The 18,882-nt window shown below is 73.4% G+C and carries 13 protein-coding genes; all 13 read left to right on the top strand.

What is annotated here, in order from left to right; translation table 11 throughout:
* Window positions 1–114: 114 nt before the first annotated feature.
* Window positions 115–2,313, top strand: coding sequence for an ATP-binding protein (locus ACGFZF_RS19585; protein WP_393555712.1), 2,199 nt, complete (start codon window positions 115–117; stop codon window positions 2,311–2,313).
* A gap of 111 nt (window positions 2,314–2,424) precedes the next feature.
* Entirely contained in the window at window positions 2,425–3,987 is a 1,563-nt protein-coding gene (locus ACGFZF_RS19580; RefSeq protein WP_393555710.1) for a PucR family transcriptional regulator, read from the top strand.
* Between the two features lie 190 nt (window positions 3,988–4,177).
* Complete coding sequence (locus tag ACGFZF_RS19575; RefSeq protein ID WP_393555708.1) at window positions 4,178–5,149, top strand: EamA family transporter; 972 nt, start codon at window positions 4,178–4,180, stop codon at window positions 5,147–5,149.
* Window positions 5,150–5,288: 139 nt separating this feature from the next.
* Complete coding sequence (locus tag ACGFZF_RS19570; RefSeq protein ID WP_147979945.1) at window positions 5,289–6,734, top strand: aldehyde dehydrogenase family protein; 1,446 nt, start codon at window positions 5,289–5,291, stop codon at window positions 6,732–6,734.
* 115 nt (window positions 6,735–6,849) lie between these two features.
* Window positions 6,850–7,998, top strand: a complete 1,149-nt coding sequence (locus ACGFZF_RS19565; protein ID WP_393555705.1) for a winged helix DNA-binding domain-containing protein — start codon at window positions 6,850–6,852, stop codon at window positions 7,996–7,998.
* A 181-nt stretch (window positions 7,999–8,179) separates the two neighbouring features.
* On the top strand, window positions 8,180–10,168 hold the full coding sequence (locus tag ACGFZF_RS19560; protein ID WP_393555703.1) for an acyl-CoA dehydrogenase family protein: 1,989 nt from the start codon (window positions 8,180–8,182) through the stop codon (window positions 10,166–10,168).
* A gap of 132 nt (window positions 10,169–10,300) precedes the next feature.
* On the top strand, window positions 10,301–11,539 hold the full coding sequence (gene aroA, locus ACGFZF_RS19555) for a 3-phosphoshikimate 1-carboxyvinyltransferase (RefSeq protein ID WP_393555701.1): 1,239 nt from the start codon (window positions 10,301–10,303) through the stop codon (window positions 11,537–11,539).
* A 157-nt stretch (window positions 11,540–11,696) separates the two neighbouring features.
* Entirely contained in the window at window positions 11,697–12,956 is a 1,260-nt protein-coding gene (gene dxr, locus ACGFZF_RS19550; RefSeq protein ID WP_393555699.1) for a 1-deoxy-D-xylulose-5-phosphate reductoisomerase, read from the top strand.
* A complete protein-coding gene (locus ACGFZF_RS19545; protein ID WP_393555697.1) occupies window positions 12,953–14,257 on the top strand; it encodes a M50 family metallopeptidase in 1,305 nt (434 codons plus the stop codon). Before dxr ends, ACGFZF_RS19545 begins: the two co-directional genes overlap by 4 nt.
* Before the next feature lie 103 nt (window positions 14,258–14,360).
* Window positions 14,361–15,518: a flavodoxin-dependent (E)-4-hydroxy-3-methylbut-2-enyl-diphosphate synthase gene (ispG, locus tag ACGFZF_RS19540; protein WP_356604392.1), complete on the top strand. Its 1,158-nt coding sequence runs from the start codon at window positions 14,361–14,363 to the stop codon at window positions 15,516–15,518.
* 179 nt (window positions 15,519–15,697) lie between these two features.
* Window positions 15,698–16,543 (top strand): GNAT family N-acetyltransferase, encoded by an 846-nt coding sequence (locus tag ACGFZF_RS19535; RefSeq protein WP_393555694.1) that lies wholly within the window; start codon window positions 15,698–15,700, stop codon window positions 16,541–16,543.
* 20 nt (window positions 16,544–16,563) lie between these two features.
* The gene (locus ACGFZF_RS19530; protein WP_393555692.1) at window positions 16,564–17,109 is read left to right on the top strand and encodes a GNAT family N-acetyltransferase; all 546 of its coding nucleotides are present in this window, start codon (window positions 16,564–16,566) and stop codon (window positions 17,107–17,109) included.
* Window positions 17,110–17,177: 68 nt separating this feature from the next.
* Window positions 17,178–18,872, top strand: coding sequence for a proline--tRNA ligase (locus tag ACGFZF_RS19525; RefSeq protein WP_393555690.1), 1,695 nt, complete (start codon window positions 17,178–17,180; stop codon window positions 18,870–18,872).
* Window positions 18,873–18,882 lie beyond the last annotated feature (10 nt).

Raw genomic sequence — 18,882 nt, 5'->3', positions numbered from 1 at the left:
TGTCGTTGTCCGGTGTGGACATGGCGGCGGCGAAACCGCTCCGGGCCGGGCCGTGCCCACTAGATTGACGGTGGCACAGATGCGGCGACCTGGCTGGTCAGGGGGCAGGGGTTCATGGAGACCGACGGCACGTACGAGTCACGCGACACCCGGGGAGGCGCGGTCCCGCGCCCGGCGGGGTTCACGGCCGACCCGGGTGCCACGGCGTCCGGTCCCGCCCGGGAGCCCGCTGCCGGCCCCCCGGCGGACGGCGAGCAGCAGCCGTCCGCCCACCCCGCGGACCGGCTCGTACCGCCCGCCGGTCCGGTGGTCCCGCACACGCGGTCCGTCGTCCCGCCGCCGCCCGCCCACGCCCCCACCCGCGTCGGGGTGGCCGAATGGCTCCGGATCCCCCGGCCGGCCGCCGAGCCCGGAGTCTGGCGGCTCGGCCACCGGCCCCGCCCGCAGGAGGAGCCGGATCTCGTACCCGCGCGCCGGCTGTTCGCCGGGGCCGTGATCTCGCTGCTCAGCGGCTGGCTCCTGTGGTCCCTGCTGTGGAACGGCTACCTCGGCCGCTACTGGCTCTGGCCCCTGCTGGTCCTGACCCCGGACTCCTGGCGCACGGACGCCGAGACCTGGGCCACCGCCAGCTACGCGTACTACACCCTCGTCGGCGGCGGATTCCTGGTCTTCTTCGCCCGGATCGGCCACGTGCCGGACATCTGGCGCCGCTACGCGCACAAGAAGGACGCCCCGCCCCCGCCGCCCCCGCCCGCCGCCGACCCGGTGGACTGGCCCGAGCTCCGCGACGCCGGGCTCACCGAGGCCGCCGGCACCCTCGCCGACGCCACCCGCCGTGGCACCCTCGGGGACGTCGACTACGCCCGGATCCGCCGTGCCTGGCAGGGCGTACGGACCCGGCCCGAGCGGCTCGCCGCCTTCACGGAGGCGGTGCGCACCCGCGGTGCCGCCGCCTGCGGCCACCCCTCCGGCGTCCGCGACCTGCCCGTCCGCAGCGCCACCCACGACCTGGCCACCGCGCAGGTGCTCATCGGCACCGCCGCCGACCACCCCCGCAACCCCTACGCCCGCCGCACCACCGGCGTCGCCCTGGAGCCGGGGCTGCTCGGGACCTCGCTGCTCGCCGTCGGGCCCGCGGGAGCCGGGAAGACCGTGCGGCTCGTGCGGCCGGTCGTCGAGTCGCTCTGCCTCCAGGCCCTCGCGAACCGCGCCGCCGTCGTGGCCGTCACCTCGCACGGCTCGGCCCTCGGCCCCGACGAGTCCTTCGACGTCGTCGTCTCCGTCGGCCGGCCCGACTCCACCCACGACCTCGACCTCTACGGCGGGGCCGACGACCCCGACGAGGCCGCGCGGATCCTCGCCGAGGCGCTCGTCGGCGACCTGGTCGCCGACAGCCGCCGGGCCGCCACCGCGCTCGCCCAGCTGATCGGCCCCTTCCGCGCCGCCCACGGCCGCTTCCCGGCCGTGCCCGAACTGCGCGAACTGCTCGGCGGCACCCCCGGCGCCCTCGACGCGCTGCGCGCGGCCGTCGGCGACGACCCCGCCCAGCTGCGGGAGCTCGACGCCCGGCAGCGGCAGGCCGCACGCGGCGACGACGTCGGAGAACTCCTCGCGGAGCGGATCGCCTTCCTGGACCGGCCCGCGTTCGCCCGCTTCTTCCGCACAGACGGCGAGACCCGTCAGTTCTCCCTGCACGCCGTCGAGCATCCGCTGCGGGTCCGGGTCGACCTGCCCGAGCGCGGGCACGCCGAGGCCTCCCGGATCGTCTCCCGGCTGCTGCTCGCCCAGTTCTCCGAGGCGATCCTGGCCCGTCGCGACCGTTCGCTCTTCGCCTGCCTGGTCCTCGACGACGCCACGTACACCGTCACCGGCGAGTCCGTCCGGTCCGTGCAGCGGCTGCGTTCCGCCAACGCCGGGGTCGTCCTCGCCCTGCGCAGTCTGGAGGACGTGCCGGAGGCGCTGCGCGGACCGCTCCTCGGGGCCGTCGGATGCCGGATGGCGTTCGCCGGCATCGCCCCCTGGGACGGCGGACGGTTCGCCGAGACCTGGGGCACCGAGTGGGTGCAGACCCGCGACGTCACCAACCGCCAGATCATCTCCGACGAGCCGTTGACCAAGGCCCTCCACTTCATGCGGCGGGTGGTGACCGGCAAGGCGGCGACCGCCGAGGCCGTGACCGTACGGGAGGTGGAGCGGCAGCGGTGGTCGGCCTCCGACCTGGCGCACGCCGTCCCCGCCGGGCACGCCGTGCTGTCCCTGACCCACGTGCGCGGCGAGCACACGCCGCCGCTCCTGGTGGATCTGCGGAGCTGACGCGGGACCGGGTGGGCCCTGGCACAATCGGGGGCGTCGTTCGTCGGAGCGGCGCTCTCCGCTGCGTGCGCAGTCGCCCCGCAGTCCTCTGCCCAAAGGTTCGACGGTCCCATGCCGCCCACCCTCGCGTCCCTCGTCCAGCACTCGGCGCTCAAACTCACCGTCCGGGCCGGTGAGGACGGCCTGGACACCCCCGTGCGCTGGGCCCACGTCAGCGAGCTCGCCGACCCCGTGCCCTACATGGAGGGCGGCGAGCTGCTGCTCACCACCGGGCTGACCCTGGACGCCGGCGACGCCGACGCGATGCTCCGCTACGTGCGCCGGCTGCTCGGCGCGGGCGTGGTGGGGCTCGGCTTCGCCGTCGGCGTGAACTACGAGGACGTGCCCCCGGCGCTGGTCGAGGCGGCCTCGGCGGAGGGACTGCCGCTGCTGGAAGTGCCGCGGCGGACGCCTTTCCTCGCCATCAGCAAGGCCGTGTCGGCGGCGATCGCCGCCGACCAGTACCGGGCCGTCACCGCCGGCTTCGAGGCCCAGCGCGAGCTGACCCGGGCCGCGCTCGCCGAGGGCCCGGACGCGGTGGTGGCCCGGCTCGCGGCCCACGTGGACGGCTGGGCCGCGCTCTACGACACCTCCGGTGCCGTCCTCGCCGTGTCGCCCGAATGGGCCGCCCGGCGCGCCGCCCGGCTGACCTCCGACGTCGAACGCCTCCGGGAGCGCCCGGCGCCCGCGAGTGCCGTCGTCGGCGGCACCGACGACCGGGTCGAGCTCCAGTCGCTGGGCTCCGGACGCCGGGTGCGGGGCGCCCTCGCCGTCGGCACCGGGGCGCCGCTGGGGACGGCGGAGCGGTACGCCGTGCACTCCGCGATCGCGCTGCTCACCCTGACGACCGAGCGCTCGCGCTCGCTCCAGGCCGCCGAAGGGCGGCTCGGCGCGGCGGTGCTCCGCATGATGCTGTCCGGCCAGCCCGACCACGCCCGGGCCGTGGCGGGCGACCTCTACGGCGGACTCCTGGACGCGCCGTTCCGGCTGCTGATCGCCGAGACGGTGCCCGGCGAACGGGATGGCGAGCCGCCGCTCCCGGTCCTGACCGAGGCACTGGAGTCGGCGGCGGCGCGGGCCGGCGAGACGGTCCTCGCCGTACCCGAGAACGACGAACGGCTCCTCGTCCTGGCCGGCGACGGCGGCGCCGTCGTCGCCGCCTGCGAGAGCTACGCCGAGCGGGACGCCGAGGAGGCCGGCCTGGTCGTCGGCCTCTCGGCGCCGACCGGGCCGATCGCGGCGGCGGCCGCGTACAAGCAGGCCGAGCAGGCCCTGTCGGTCGCGCGGCGGCGCGGGCGGGCCCTCGTGGAGCACGAGGACCTGGCGGCGGGATCGGTGCTGCCGCTGCTCGCCGACGACGCGGTCCGGGCGTTCGCGGACGGCATGCTGCGCGCCCTGTACGAGCACGACGCCACCGGCCGGGGCGACCTCGTCGCCTCGCTGCGTGCCTGGCTGTCGCGCCACGGCCAGTGGGACGCGGCCGCGGCGGACCTCGGCGTGCACCGGCACACCCTCCGCTACCGCATGCGCCGGGTCGAGGAGATCCTCGGCCGCTCGCTCGACGACCCGGACGTCCGGATGGAGCTGTGGCTGGCCCTGAAGGCGACCGGCGCGGACACCGCGGTGACGCCGTGAGGAACGTCCCGTCGATCCTGCCGGGCTCCCGGCGCTGATCCGGACCGGTCGACGCGACACCTCCGAGAGGTGCCCCGCCGGTCGCCCCCCGCGCCTCGCGGCCCCTCCGGGCGCGGGAAATCGTCCGCCGCTGCCCGATGCCGGGCAAAATTCTTGGTCATCCGGCGGCTCAGTCCCTAATCTCCTGGTCATGACAAGCCCTGCCGTCGATCCGGCCTCCGAGGTCCAGGCGACCCCCGCCGCCCCCCTGTCCGACAGCACGCCCGCCGCCCCGCGGCGGATCTCCGGCGCCGTATGGGCCGCGCTCGGCATCGTGTACGTCGTGTGGGGATCCACCTATCTCGGGATCCGGATCGTCGTCGAGACGATGCCGCCCTTCCTCTCCGCCGGCACCCGCTTCGTCACCGCCGGCCTCGTCCTCGCCGGTCTCCTCGCCTGGCGGAAGGGCCCCCAGGTCCTCAAAGTCACTCCGCGGGAGCTGGCCTCGGCCGTCGTCATCGGCCTGCTCCTCATCCTCGGCGGCAACGGGCTCGTCGTCCTCGCCGAGACCTCCATCCCCTCCGGTCTCGCCGCGCTGCTCATCGCCGTCGTGCCCGCCTGGGTCGTCGTCCTGCGCGCCTGCTCCGGCGAGCGCCCCACCGCCGGGGCCGTCGCCGGAGTCCTCCTCGGCCTCGCCGGCCTCGCCGTGCTCACCCTCCCCGGCCTGAGCGGCGACGTCCGGATCAGCGGCGTCGTCCTCGTCATCGTCGCCACCCTGATGTGGTCCGTCGGGTCCTTCTCGTCGTCCCGGATCCCGATGCCCGCCAACCCCTTCACCGCCAGCGCGTACGAGATGATCGCCGGCGGCCTCGGCGGCCTCGCCCTCGGGCTCTTCCGGGGCGAGCAGCACGGCCTCGACCTCTCCGCGGTGTCCGGCCGCTCGTGGGTCGCGCTCGGCTACCTGATCGTCTTCGGCTCCCTGATCGCCTTCACCGCGTACGCCTGGCTCCTCCAGGCGGCGCCGCTGCCGCTCGTCGCCACGTACGCCTACGTCAACCCGGTCGTCGCCGTCCTCCTCGGCGCCCTGGTCCTGAACGAGGCCCTGACCTGGCCCATCGCGCTCGGCGGCGCCATCGTCGTCGGCGGCGTCTGCCTCATCGTGTCGACGGAGAGGCGCGGCTGACCAGCCGGTTCGGACAAACCGGCAGGACGGGTACCACCCACTACTCCACACCGGACAAACCACCGTGCGCCCCCTCGGCCCTAACGTGGCACGCAGACAAGTCAGCGACACCCATCGACACGAAAGGGGCCGGGCCGCGATGACGACCACCCACGCCTTCTGGCTCGCCGGCCGCGAGGCCACCGGCGAGGACGCCTTCGACGTCACGAACTCCTTCGACGGACGTCTGGTCGGCAAGGTCAGCGTGCCCACCGAGGCCCAGGTCGAGGAGGCCGTCGCCGCCGCGCACGCCGTCGTCGACGAGTTCGCCGCGACCCCGGCGCACGTCCGCGCCGCCGCCCTCGACCACGTGTCGAAGCGACTCGCCGAGCGCACCGAGGAGATCGCCCAGCTGATCTCCGCCGAGAACGGCAAGCCCATCAAGTGGGCGCGCGGCGAGGTCGGCCGCGCCGTCTCCGTGTTCCGCTTCGCCGCCGAGGAGGCCCGTCGCTTCAACGGCGGCGAGGCCCAGCGCCTCGACACCGAGGCCGGCGGCGTCGGCCGGCTGGCGCTCACCCGCCGTATCCCCAAGGGCGTCGTCCTCGGCATCGCGCCGTTCAACTTCCCGCTGAACCTCAGCGCCCACAAGGTCGCCCCGGCCATCGCCGTCGGCGCCCCGATCATCCTCAAGCCGGCGCCGGCCACCCCGATCTCCTCCCTGATCCTGGGCGAGCTGCTGGCCGAGACCGACCTGCCGGCCGGCTCCTGGTCGATCCTGACCGTCCCGAACGACCGGATGCCCGCCCTCGTCCAGGACGAGCGCCTCCCGGTCATCTCGTTCACCGGCTCCGACAAGGTCGGTTACGCCATCCAGGAGTCCGTGCCGCACAAGCACTGCACCCTGGAGCTCGGCGGCAACGCCGCGGCCGTCGTGCTGCCGGACTGGTCCACCGAGGCGGACCTGGACTGGGCGGCGACCCGCATCGCCACCTTCTCCAACTACCAGGGCGGCCAGTCCTGCATCTCCGTGCAGCGCGTGATCGCGGACGCCTCCGTCTACGACCGCCTGGTGCCGAAGATCGTCGCCGCCGTCGAGGCCCAGGTCACCGGTGACCCGGCGGACGACGCCACCGACGTCGGCCCGCTCGTCGACGAGGCCGCCGCCCGCCGCGTCGAGTCCTGGGTCGACGAGGCCGTCGCGGCCGGCGCCACGCTGCTCGCCGGCGGCAAGCGCGAGGGTGCCACCTACGCCCCGACCGTCCTCACCGACCTGCCGGCCGAGGTCACCCTGGCCCGCGCCGAGGTCTTCGGCCCGGTCCTGACGATCGCCAAGGTCGACGGCGAGGCCGAGGCCTTCGCCGCGGTCAACGACTCGGACTTCGGCCTCCAGGCCGGCGTCTTCACCCGTGACCTGCAGGCCGCCTTCCGCGCCCACCGCGCCCTGGAGGTCGGCGGCGTGATCGTCGGCGACGTCCCCTCCTACCGCGCCGACCAGATGCCGTACGGCGGCGCCAAGAAGTCCGGCGTGGGCCGCGAGGGCGTCAAGTACGCCATGGACGACTACACGTACGAGCGGGTGCTGGTCCTCACGGGCCTCGCGCTGTAGGTCGTACGCCGCGGACGAGACGGCCGGAGCCCACTGTGCGGGGGCTCCGGCCGTCTTCACATGCCGCCACCGCCCTACCGCCGCGCTGTCGGAGGCGCAGGGCAGAATCCGCCCCGTGACGATCACCGCGCGCGCACTCAACCGGGCCACCCTCGGCCGCCAACTCCTCCTGGAACGGGAGCGCCTGCCCGTCCTCGACGGGATACGGCGGGTGGTCGCCCTCCAGGCCCAGGACCCCGCCTCGCCCTACCTGGCGCTGTGGAACCGGCTCGCCGGCTTCGCGCCGGACGAGCTGGACGCCGCCTTCACCGACCGCTCCGTGGTCAAGGCGACCCTGATGCGGATCACCCTCCACGCCGTGCACGCCGACGACTACGCCCCGTTCCGCGCCGCCATGCAGCAGACGCTCCACGGCTCCCGGCTGGGCGCACGCTTCGCCGCCGCGGGACTGACGCCCGCGGACGCCGAGGAGCTGCTGCCGGAACTGCTGGCCTTCGCGGACCGGCCCCGGACCACCCCCGAACTGCAGGCGTGGATCGAGCGGCGGCTCGGCGCCGAGAGGACGGCCGGCGCCTGGTGGGGCCTCAAGGGGTACGCGCCGCTCCACCACGCCCCGACCGGCGGGCCGTGGTCCTTCGGCCGGCGGGCGTCCTTCGTCGCCGCCGGGTCCGGGCCCCTGCCCACGGGGCGGCAGGCCGACCAGGAGGGGCTGCGGACCCTGATCCTGCGCTACCTGTCGGGCTTCGGGCCCGCGTCGGTGGCGGACATGGCGCAGTTCGCCCTCGTCCGGCGCGCGCCCGTACGCGAGGCGCTGCGCGGCCTGGACGACACCGTGGAGCGGCTCGACGGGCCGGACGGGACCACGCTGTACGACCTCCCGGGCGCCCCGCGGCCGGCCGAGGACACCCCCGCCCCGCCGCGGCTCATGGCGATGTGGGACAGCGTCCTGCTCGCCCACGCCGAGCGGGCGCGCCTGATCCCCCCGGCCTACCGCCGTCTCGTGATCCGTGTGAACGGCGACGTGCTGCCCACCCTGCTGGTCGACGGCTACGTCGCCGGCGTGTGGCGTCCCGCGGACGGCGGCATCGAGGCGACGGCCTTCCATCCCCTCCCCTCCGCCGTCTGGGAGGCGCTGGCCGAGGAGGCCCGGTCCCTCGCGGAGCTGCTGGCCGGCCGCGAGGCGTCGGTCTACGGCCGCTACGGCCACTGGTGGGCGAAACTCCCCGAGGCGGCCGAGGTGCGCCTGCTGCCCACCGGGCCGTGACGGCGGGCGCATCCCCCGCCGCCACGGGCGTACGAGGCCCCGGCCGGGGTACCGGGAACCGGCCGGGGTACGCGGCTCCGGCCGGCGCCTCGTCTTTCCGTACGCGGTGAAATCGGGTACTACGGACGGGTAGCCACGAGCCCTCACGATCCCCCCGATCAGCGGCGAGGTGAGCCCCTTCATGTCGGCCCCCACCCAGAAACCCCAGACCCCCCAGGACCCCGACCAGTCCCGCGAGCCAGGCGGCGGCGGGCCGGTGACGCCACCGCCCAAGGTCACCGAACGCGAGGCCCGGCAGGTCGCCGAGGCCGCCCGTGAACAGGACTGGCGCAAACCCAGCTTCGCCAAGGAGCTCTTCCTCGGCCGGTTCCGACTCGACCTGATCCACCCGCACCCGCTGCCCGCCGACGCGGACGTCGAGCGCGGGGAGGCCTTCCTGGCCCGGCTCAGGGAGTTCTGCGAGACCCGGATCGACGGACGGCTGATCGAGCGCGAGGCCCGGATCCCCGACGACGTCGTCGCCGGCCTCAAGGAGCTCGGGGCGCTCGGCATGAAGATCGACCCGAAGTACGGCGGGCTCGGCCTCACCCAGGTGTACTACAACCGCGCCCTCGCGCTCGTCGGCTCCGCCAGCCCCGCGATCGGCGCCCTGCTGTCCGCCCATCAGTCGATCGGCGTACCGCAGCCGCTGAAGATCTTCGGTACGCGGGAGCAGAAGGACGCCTTCCTGCCCCGCCTGGCCCGGACGGACATCTCGGCCTTCCTGCTCACCGAGCCGGACGTGGGCTCGGACCCGGCCCGGCTCGCGACGACGGCGGTGCCGGACGGGGACGCGTACGTCCTGGACGGCGTGAAGCTCTGGACGACCAACGGAGTCGTCGCCGACCTGCTCGTCGTGATGGCCCGGGTCCCGGCGTCCGAGGGGCACAAGGGAGGCATCACCGCCTTCGTCGTCGAGGCGGACTCGCCCGGAGTCACCGTCGAGCACCGCAACGCCTTCATGGGCCTGCGCGGCCTGGAGAACGGCGTCACCCGCTTCCACCGGGTCCGGGTCCCGGCGGAGAACCGCATCGGCCCGGAGGGCGCCGGACTCAAGATCGCCCTCACCACGCTCAACACCGGCCGCCTCTCGCTGCCGGCGATGTGCGTCGGCGCCGGGAAGTGGTCCCTGAAGATCGCCCGCGAGTGGACGTCCGTACGCGAGCAGTGGGGCAAGCCCGTCGCCCGCCACGAGGCCGTGGGCACCAAGATCTCCTTCATCGCGGCGACCACGTTCGCGCTGGAGGCCGTCGTCGACCTCGCCTCCCAGATGGCCGACGAGGACCGCAACGACATCCGCATCGAAGCAGCCCTCGCCAAGCTCTACGGCTCCGAGATGGCCTGCCTCATCGCCGACGAACTCGTCCAGATCCGCGGCGGCCGCGGCTACGAGACGGCCGACTCGCTGGCGGCGCGCGGCGAGCGGGCGGTGCCGGCCGAGCAGCTCCTGCGCGACCTGCGGATCAACCGGATCTTCGAGGGCTCGACCGAGATCATGCATCTGCTGATCGCCCGCGAGGCGGTGGACGCGCACCTCGCGGTCGCCGGCGACATCATCGACCCGGACAAGTCCGTCGCCGACAAGGCGAAGGCGGGCGCGCGGGCGGGCGGCTTCTACGCCCGCTGGCTGCCCAAGCTGGTCGCGGGCCCGGGTCAGGTGCCGGGCGCCTACCGGGAGTTCGGCGCCCTCGCGACGCACCTGCGGTACGTGGAGCGGACGTCGAGGAAGCTGGCCCGTTCCACGTTCTACGCGATGTCGCGGTGGCAGGGCCGGATGGAGCTGAAGCAGGCGTTCCTCGGGCGGATCGTGGACATCGGCGCCGAGCTCTTCGCGATGAGCGCGGCGTGCGTCAGGGCGGAGCTGCTGCGGTCCACCGGGGACCACGGCCGCGAGGCCCACGCGCTGGCCGACGCCTTCTGCCGGCAGGCGCGGGTGCGGGTGGACGAGCTCTTCGGCCGGCTCTGGTCCAACACGGACGACGTGGACCGCGCCGTGGTGGAGGGCGTGCTCGCGGGCACCTACGAGTGGCTGGAGGAGGGCGTCGTCGATCCGAGCGGGGACGGCCCCTGGATCGCGGACACGCCCCCGGGCCCCTCGCTCCACGAGAACGTCCACCGCCGCATCGGCTGACGGACGGGCCGGCTCGGGGCGGGACACCGCCCCGAGCGCCCTTCCGGCAACCCCGTCCGGAAACCGCCCCCCGCGCTGTCCGAACAGCGGACTCGGCCCCCGAGGCACCCCCGGTCACGGCACCATGGGGCCGTGACCGTCATCGACATCCCCGGCTCCAAGTCCGTCACCGCCCGCGCGCTCTTCCTCGCCGCGGCCGCGCACGGGACCACCACGCTCCTCCGGCCGCTCGTCTCCGACGACACCGAGGGCTTCGCCGAGGGGCTCGCCGCCCTCGGCTACGAGGTCCGGCGGGAACCGGGAGCCTGGCACATCGAGGGCCGCCCCGAGGGCCCCGGCGCGGACGACGCCGACGTGTACTGCCGCGACGGCGCCACCACCGCGCGCTTCCTGCCCGCGCTCGCCGCCGCCGGCCACGGCACCTTCCGCTTCGACGCCTCCGCCCAGATGCGCCGCCGCCCCCTCGGGCCCCTCACCACCGCACTGCGCACCCTCGGCGTCGACCTCCACCACCCGCTCGAAGAGGGCCACCACCCCCTCACGGTCCACGCCGACGGCATCAAGGGCGGCGCGCTCACCCTCGACGCAGGCCAGTCCTCCCAGTACCTGACCGCGCTGCTGATGCTCGGCCCCCTCACCGCCGAGGGCCTCGACATCACCGTCACGGACCTGGTCTCGGAGCCGTACGTCGAGATCACCCTCGCCATGATGCGCAGCTTCGGCGCCGAGGTGACCCGGGAGGGCCGGACCTACCGGGTCGCCCCCACCGGGTACCGCGCCACCACGTACGCCATCGAGCCGGACGCCTCCACCTCCAGCTACTTCTTCGCCGCCGCCGCGCTCGAAGCCGGCCGCGCGGTCACCGTCCCCGGCCTGGGCACCGGCGCCCTCCAGGGCGACCTCGGATTCGTCGAGGTGCTGCGGCGGATGGGCGCCGAGGTCGACGTGGCCGCCGACGGAACCACCGTCCGCGGCACCGGCACTCTGCGCGGCCTGACGGTCAACATGCGCGACATCTCCGACACCATGCCCACGCTGGCCGCCATCGCGCCCTTCGCCGACGGGCCGGTCCGCATCGAGGACGTCGCCAACACCCGCGTCAAGGAGTGCGACCGCCTCGACGCCTGCGCCGAGAACCTGCGCCGGCTCGGCGTCGACGTCGCGACCGGCCCCGACTGGATCGAGATCCTGCCCGGCACTCCGTCCGGGCACGGCGTCGAGATCGCCACCCACGGCGACCACCGCATCGTGATGTCCTTCGCGGTCACCGGCCTGCGCGCACCCGGGATCGCCTTCGACGACCCCGGCTGCGTACGGAAGACGTTCCCCGACTTCCACCGCGCCTTCGAGGAGTTCCGCGCGGCCCTCTGAGCCGGCTCCCGGCCGCCGGCAGCGAGCCGCCGGCGGCCACCGCCCGGTCCGCCGTGCCTCCCGCCGGCCGCCCGGGGAGGCCCGCAACAGGCCCGGCGAGCGCCCTGAGCCGGACGTGCTGTCGGAGCGCAACGCCTTTGGGGCAAGAATGGGGGGCATGAGCGACCGCCCCTCTCCTCTCGCCGACCCGCACATCGCCTTCGATCCAGCCGAAGGCCGCCGGGACATCGTCGTCCTCGGCTCCACCGGGTCCATCGGCACGCAGGCCATCGACCTGGTCCTGCGCAACCCCGACCGCTTCCGGGTCACCGCCCTCGCCGCCTCCGGCGGCCGGGTCGCCCTGCTCGCCGAGCAGGCGCACCGGCTGAGGGTCGCCACGGTCGCCGTCGCCCGCGAGGACGTGGTGCCCGAGCTCCGCGACGCGCTCACCGCGCTGTACGGCACCGAGCCCCTCCCCGAGATCCTGGCCGGGCCCGACGCCGCCACGCAGGTGGCCGCCTCCCCGTGCCACACGGTGCTCAACGGGATCACCGGTTCCATCGGCCTCGCGCCGACCCTCGCCGCGCTCGAAGCGGGCCGCACCCTCGCCCTCGCCAACAAGGAGTCGCTGATCGTCGGCGGTCCGCTGGTGAAGGCGCTGGCCAAGCCCGGCCAGATCATCCCGGTCGACTCCGAGCACGCCGCCCTCTTCCAGGCGCTCGCCGCCGGCACCCGCGCCGACGTCCGCAAGCTGGTCGTCACCGCCTCCGGCGGCCCCTTCCGCGGCCGCACCCGGGCGGAGCTGGCGGACGTCACCCGCGAGGACGCGCTCGCCCACCCCACCTGGGCCATGGGGCCGGTCATCACGGTGAACAGCGCCACGCTGGTCAACAAGGGCCTGGAGGTCATCGAGGCGCACCTCCTCTACGACATCCCCTTCGACCGCATCGAGGTCGTCGTCCATCCCCAGTCGTACGTCCACTCGATGGTGGAGTTCACGGACGGCTCCACCCTCGCCCAGGCCACCCCGCCGGACATGGGCGGCCCGATCGCCATCGGCATCGGCTGGCCCGAGCGGGTCCCGGACGCGGCCCCCGCCTTCGACTGGACGAAGGCGTCCACCTGGGAGTTCTTCCCCCTCGACACCGAGGCCTTCCCGTCCGTCGGACTCGCCCGCCACGTCGGCGAGCTCGGCGGCACCGCACCGGCCGTGTTCAACGCCGCGAACGAGGAGTGCGTCGAGGCGTTTCTCGCCGGAAGGCTGCCGTTCAACGGAATCATGGATACGGTCACGGCAGTCGTCACCGAACACGGCACCCCCGCCCGGGGAACCTCCCTGACGGTGTCCGACGTCCTCGAAGCGGAGACCTGGGCACGCGCCCGGGCCCGTGAACTGGCAGAGCTCACAGCGAAGGCGACCGCGGAGGCGCGCGCATGACCGTACTTCTGACGCTTCTCGGCATCGTGCTGTTCGTGCTGGGACTGCTCGTCTCCATCGCCTGGCACGAGCTCGGCCACCTCTCCACGGCCAAGCTCTTCGGCATCCGCGTGCCGCAGTACATGGTCGGCTTCGGCCCGACCATCTGGTCGCGGAAGAAGGGCGAGACGGAGTACGGCTTCAAGGCCGTTCCCGCCGGCGGCTACATCCGGATGATCGGCATGTTCCCGCCGGGCAAGGACGGCCGGGTCGAGGCCCGCTCCACCTCGCCGTGGCGCTCGATGATCGAGGACGCCCGCGAGGCGTCCTTCGAGGAGCTCCAGCCCGGCGACGAGAACCGGCTCTTCTACACGCGCAAGCCGTGGAAGCGCGTCATCGTGATGTTCGCCGGTCCGTTCATGAACCTGATCCTCGCCGTGGTGCTCTTCTTCGGCAGCGCGATGGCCGTCGGCTTCGAGACCCAGACCACCAAGGTCGCCGGCGTCACCAACTGCGTCATCGACCAGAGCCAGAAGCGCGACACCTGCCGGGCCGGCGACCCCGTCTCGCCCGCCAAGGCGGCCGGACTGCTCAAGGGCGACCGGATCGTCGCCTTCAACGGCGAACGCGTCTCGGACTGGAACACCCTCTCCGACCGGATCCGCGCGGTCGTCGGACCCGCGACCGTCACCGTCCAGCGCGACGGCGCGGAGCGGCAGCTGCCCGTCACGCTGATGGAGAACAAGGTCCTCAAGAAGGACGCGGACGGGAAGGTCCTCCAGCCCGCCCAGTACGTCTCCGCCGGCTACCTCGGCTTCGAGTCGAGCCGCGAGGTCGTCCCGCTCACCTTCGGCGAGTCCGCCTCCAGGATGACCGACCAGCTCCAGGCCGGCTTCGAGTCCGTCCTCGCCCTGCCGAGCAAGATCCCGGACCTGTGGGACGCCACCTTCGGCGACGGCGAGCGCAAGGCCGACTCCCCGGTCGGCGTCGTCGGAGCCGCCCGGATCAGCGGCGAGCTGATGACCATCGACGCCCCGCCGCAGACGCTCCTCGTGGTCTTCCTGCAGCTGCTCGTCATGTTCAACGTCTCGCTGTTCCTGTTCAACATGCTGCCGCTGCTGCCGCTCGACGGCGGACACATCGCGGGCGCGCTGTGGGAGTCCGTCCGCCGCCACGCGGCGCGGATCTTCAGGCGCCCCGACCCGGGCCCGTTCGACGTGGCCAAGCTGATGCCGGCCGCCTACGTGGTGGCGGGCGTCTTCGTCTGCTTCACGCTGCTGGTGCTGGCCGCCGACATCGTCAATCCGGTGAAGCTGACCTGACCGCGGGGAGGCCGGACACCGCCGGTGTCCGGCCATCCCTCCCGAGGGCGGTAACCTCGGAGACCTGAGCCCGCCGACGCACAACCTTGAGGTTGCACTTCAGATGACCGCGATTTCTCTCGGTATCCCGACCGTTCCGACCCGGCTCGCCGAGCGGCGCAAGAGCCGCCAGATCCAGGTCGGCAGCGTCGCCGTCGGCGGGGACGCGCCCGTCTCGGTGCAGTCGATGACGACGACGCGTACGTCCGACATCGGTGCGACGTTGCAGCAGATCGCGGAGCTGACGGCTTCGGGGTGTCAGATCGTGCGGGTGGCGTGCCCGACGCAGGACGACGCCGACGCGCTCGCCACGATCGCGAAGAAGTCGCAGATCCCCGTGATCGCGGACATCCACTTCCAGCCGAAGTACGTCTTCGCCGCCATCGAGGCCGGATGTGCTGCCGTACGCGTCAACCCGGGCAACATCAAGCAGTTCGACGACAAGGTCAAGGAGATCGCCCACGCCGCCAAGGACGCGGGCACCCCGATCCGGATCGGCGTCAACGCGGGCTCCCTCGACGCCCGGCTGCTGAAGAAGTACGGCAAGGCCACCCCCGAGGCGCTGGTCGAGTCCGCGCTGTGGGAGGCCTCCCTCTTCGAGGAGCACGGCTTCGGCGACATCAAGATCTCGGTCAAGCACAACGACCCGGTCGTCATGGTCAACGCCTACCGTCAGCTCGCCGCCCAGTGCGACTACCCGCTGCACCTCGGCGTCACCGAGGCGGGCCCCGCCTTCCAGGGCACCATCAAGTCCGCCGTCGCCTTCGGCGCGCTGCTGTCCGAGGGCATCGGCGACACCATCCGCGTCTCCCTCTCGGCACCGCCGGTCGAGGAGGTCAAGGTCGGCAACCAGATCCTGGAGTCGCTGAACCTCAAGCCGCGCCGCCTGGAGATCGTCTCCTGTCCGTCCTGCGGCCGCGCCCAGGTGGACGTGTACAAGCTCGCCGAGGAGGTCACGGCGGGCCTGGAGGGCATGGAGGTCCCGCTGCGCGTCGCCGTCATGGGCTGCGTCGTCAACGGCCCCGGCGAGGCCCGTGAGGCCGACCTGGGCGTCGCCTCCGGCAACGGCAAGGGCCAGATCTTCGTCAAGGGCGAGGTCATCAAGACCGTCCCCGAGTCGAAGATCGTCGAGACCCTGATCGAGGAGGCGATGAAGATCGCCGAGCAGATGGAGAAGGACGGCGTGATGTCCGGCGAGCCGACGGTCGCCATCGGCGTCTGACCGCACCCCGCACGCGCACGACGAGGCCCCGGGCTCCTGCCCGGGGCCTCGTCCGTCCCCGACCGGGCCGGACCGCCCCACCCCGGCCCGCACGGGCCGCCCCATCCACTCACCCACCACCTCCCCGACGCGCCAGGTACAGTGCGGAGAATCAGCAGACCGCATGGTGAGGCCCCCTCGTGTTGACGCAGACCACCACCCGGGTCCTCGAACCCGCCGACCTCGGCGCCGCGCTCGCCGTCCTGGAGAGCGCCCCCGTCGAGAACGCCTTCGTCGCGGCCCGGGTCCAGGCCGCCGGACTCGACCCCTGGCGCCTCGGCGGCGAGATGTGGGGCTGGTACGCCGACGGGCGGCTGCGCTCGCTGTGCTACTCCGGCGCCAACCTCGTCCCGATGTGCGCCACCCCGGACGCCGTCCGGGCCTTCGCCGACCGCGCGCGCCGCACCGGCCGCCGCTGCTCCTCCATCGTCGGCCCCGCCGAACCCACCGCCGAGCTCTGGCGGCTCCTGGAGCCCGGCTGGGGCCCCGCCCGCGACATCCGCGCCCGCCAGCCCCTCATGGTGACCGAGGAGCCCTCGGCCGACGTCGAGCCCGACCCCTTCGTCCGCCGGGTCGGCAGGAACGAGATGGACGTGATCATGCCCGCGTGCGTGTCCATGTTCACCGAGGAGGTCGGCATCTCCCCGATGGCCGGCGACGGCGGACTGCTCTACCAGGCCCGGGTCGCCGAGCTCGTCGGCTCCGGGCGCTCCTTCGCCCGCATCGAGGACGGCAAGGTCGTCTTCAAGGCCGAGATCGGCGCCGCCACCTCCCACGCCTGCCAGATCCAGGGCGTCTGGGTCGCCCCCGAACACCGCGGCAAGGGCCTCTCCGAGACGGGCATGGCCGCCGTCCTGCGCTACGCCCTCGCCGACGTCGCCCCCGTGGTCAGCCTGTACGTCAACGACTACAACACCCCCGCCCGGGCCGCGTACCGCCGCGTCGGATTCCGTGAGGTGGGGGCCTTCATGAGCGTCCTCTTCTGATCCACTTGTAGGGTGCGCGCATGGATGACGCTGACGTCACGATCGGACCGGTCAATCTCGCCGCGCGGGTGGACGACGCCCTCGCCGTGCAAGCGCTCGCCTTCGGACTGGGCGAGGACGAGATCGTCGTACGCCGGCACATCGTCCTGCGCCACCTGCTCAGTCCCGGCGCCTGCGCCTACGGGGCCACCACCGGCGACGGCCGCCTGGTCGGCTTCGTCTACGGCATGCCGAACGACCGCGGCCACTGGTGGTCCGGCATCGTCGAGCCGTACCTGCGCGCCACCGGCACCGCCGACTGGCTCGACGACTCCTTCGTCATCACCGAACTGCACGTCCACCCCGCATTCCAGGGGCGGGGCGTCGGCCGGACACTGATCACCACCATCACCGACGGCGCCTCCCAGCCGCGCTCGATCCTCTCCGCGATCGACACCGAGAGCCCGGCCCGCGGGCTCTACCGCGACCTCGGCTACACCGACCTCGCCCGGCAGGTCCACTTCCCCAGCGCACCCCGTCCCTACGCCGTGATGGGCGCGCCGCTGCCGCTTCTGCGCCGGAACTGATTTCACCGACCCGGGGCCACCCGGCTAACCTCCTAGCCATCACACTTTTCACCGCAGGAGAGTTCCCCATGGCCCAGGTCCAGCGCATGTCCCGGTTGATGGTCAAGACACTGCGCGACGACCCGGCGGACGCCGAGACGCTCAGCCACAAGCTGCTCGTCCGCGCCGGCTACGTCCGTCGCAACGCGGCGGGCATCTGGTCCTGGCTGCCGCTCGGCAAGAAGGTCCTGGAGAACGTCACCCGCGTGGTGCGCGAGGAGATGGACGAGATCGGCGGGCAGGAGGTCCTGCTGCCGGCCCTGCTGCCCAAGGAGCCCTACGAGGCGTCCGGCCGCTGGGAGGAGTACGGCGCGGAGCTGTTCCGCCTCCAGGACCGCAGGGGCGGCGACTACCTCCTCGGCCCCACCCACGAGGAGATCTTCACCCAGCTGGTCAAGGACCAGTGCACGTCCTACAAGGACCTGCCGGTGATCCTCTACCAGATCCAGACGAAGTACCGCGACGAGGCGCGTCCCCGCTCGGGCATCCTGCGCGGCCGCGAGTTCCAGATGAAGGACTCGTACTCCTTCGACACCACCGACGAGGGCCTGGCCGAGGCGTACGCGCTGCACCGCCAGGCGTACGTCCGGATCTTCGAGCGGCTCGGCCTGGAGCACAAGATCGTCTCCGCGATCTCCGGCGCCATGGGCGGCTCGGCCTCCGAGGAGTTCCTGGCACCGGCCGCCGCCGGTGAGGACACCTTCGTGTACTGCCCGAGCTGCGCCTACGCCGCGAACACCGAGGCCGTGACCTTCAAGGCCCAGGCCGCCGACGGCTCCGCGCACGCCCCGGTCGAGGAGCTGGACACCCCCGACACCCCCACCATCGAGTCGCTCGCCGCCCACCTGGGCGTCCAGGCCTCCGAGACGCTGAAGAACCTGCTGGTCAAGGTCGACGGCGAGATCGTCGGCGTCGGCGTCCCCGGCGACCGCGAGGTGGACCTCGGCAAGCTGGAGGACCACCTGGCCCCGGCCGTCGTCGAGCTGGTCACCGCCGAGGACTTCGTCGGCCGCCCCGACCTGGTCAAGGGCTACGTCGGCCCGCAGGGCCTGGAGAAGGTCCGCTTCATCGCCGACCCGCGCATCGCCCCCGGCACCGCCTGGATCACCGGCGCCAACAAGGAGGGCAAGCACGCGCGGAACGTCGTCGCGGGCCGTGACTTCGAGGTCGACGACTACCTGGACGTCGTCGTGGTCCAGGACGGCGACCCCTGCCCCAACTGCGGCACCGGTCTGAAGATGGACCGCGCCATCGAGATCGGCCACATCTTCCAGCTCGGCCGCAAGTACGCCGACGCCTTCCAGCTCGACGTGCTGGGCCAGAACGGCAAGCCGGTCCGCGTGACCATGGGCTCGTACGGCATCGGCGTCTCCCGCGCCGTCGCGGCCCTCGCCGAGCAGCACGCCGACGACAAGGGCCTGTGCTGGCCCGCCGAGGTCGCCCCGGCCGACGTCCACGTCGTCGCGGCTGGCAAGGCGCTGCAGACCGAGCTGGCCCTGGAGGTCTCCGAGAAGCTCAAGGCCGCCGGCCTGCGGGTCCTGGTCGACGACCGCGCGGGCGTCTCCCCGGGCGTGAAGTTCACCGACGCCGAGCTGATCGGCGTCCCGAAGATCCTCGTCGCCGGCCGCCGTTCGGCCGAGGGCGTCGTCGAGCTGAAGGACCGCCGCACGGGCGAGCGCGAGGAGCTCACCGTCGACGAGGCGATCGCGCGTCTGAGCGCCTGACGCGGGACAC

The sequence above is a fragment of the Streptomyces sp. NPDC048338 genome (genome assembly GCF_043201055.1).
In the GTDB taxonomy this organism is placed as follows: domain Bacteria; phylum Actinomycetota; class Actinomycetes; order Streptomycetales; family Streptomycetaceae; genus Streptomyces.
This window is presented reverse-complemented; position numbering and strand designations above follow the sequence as displayed.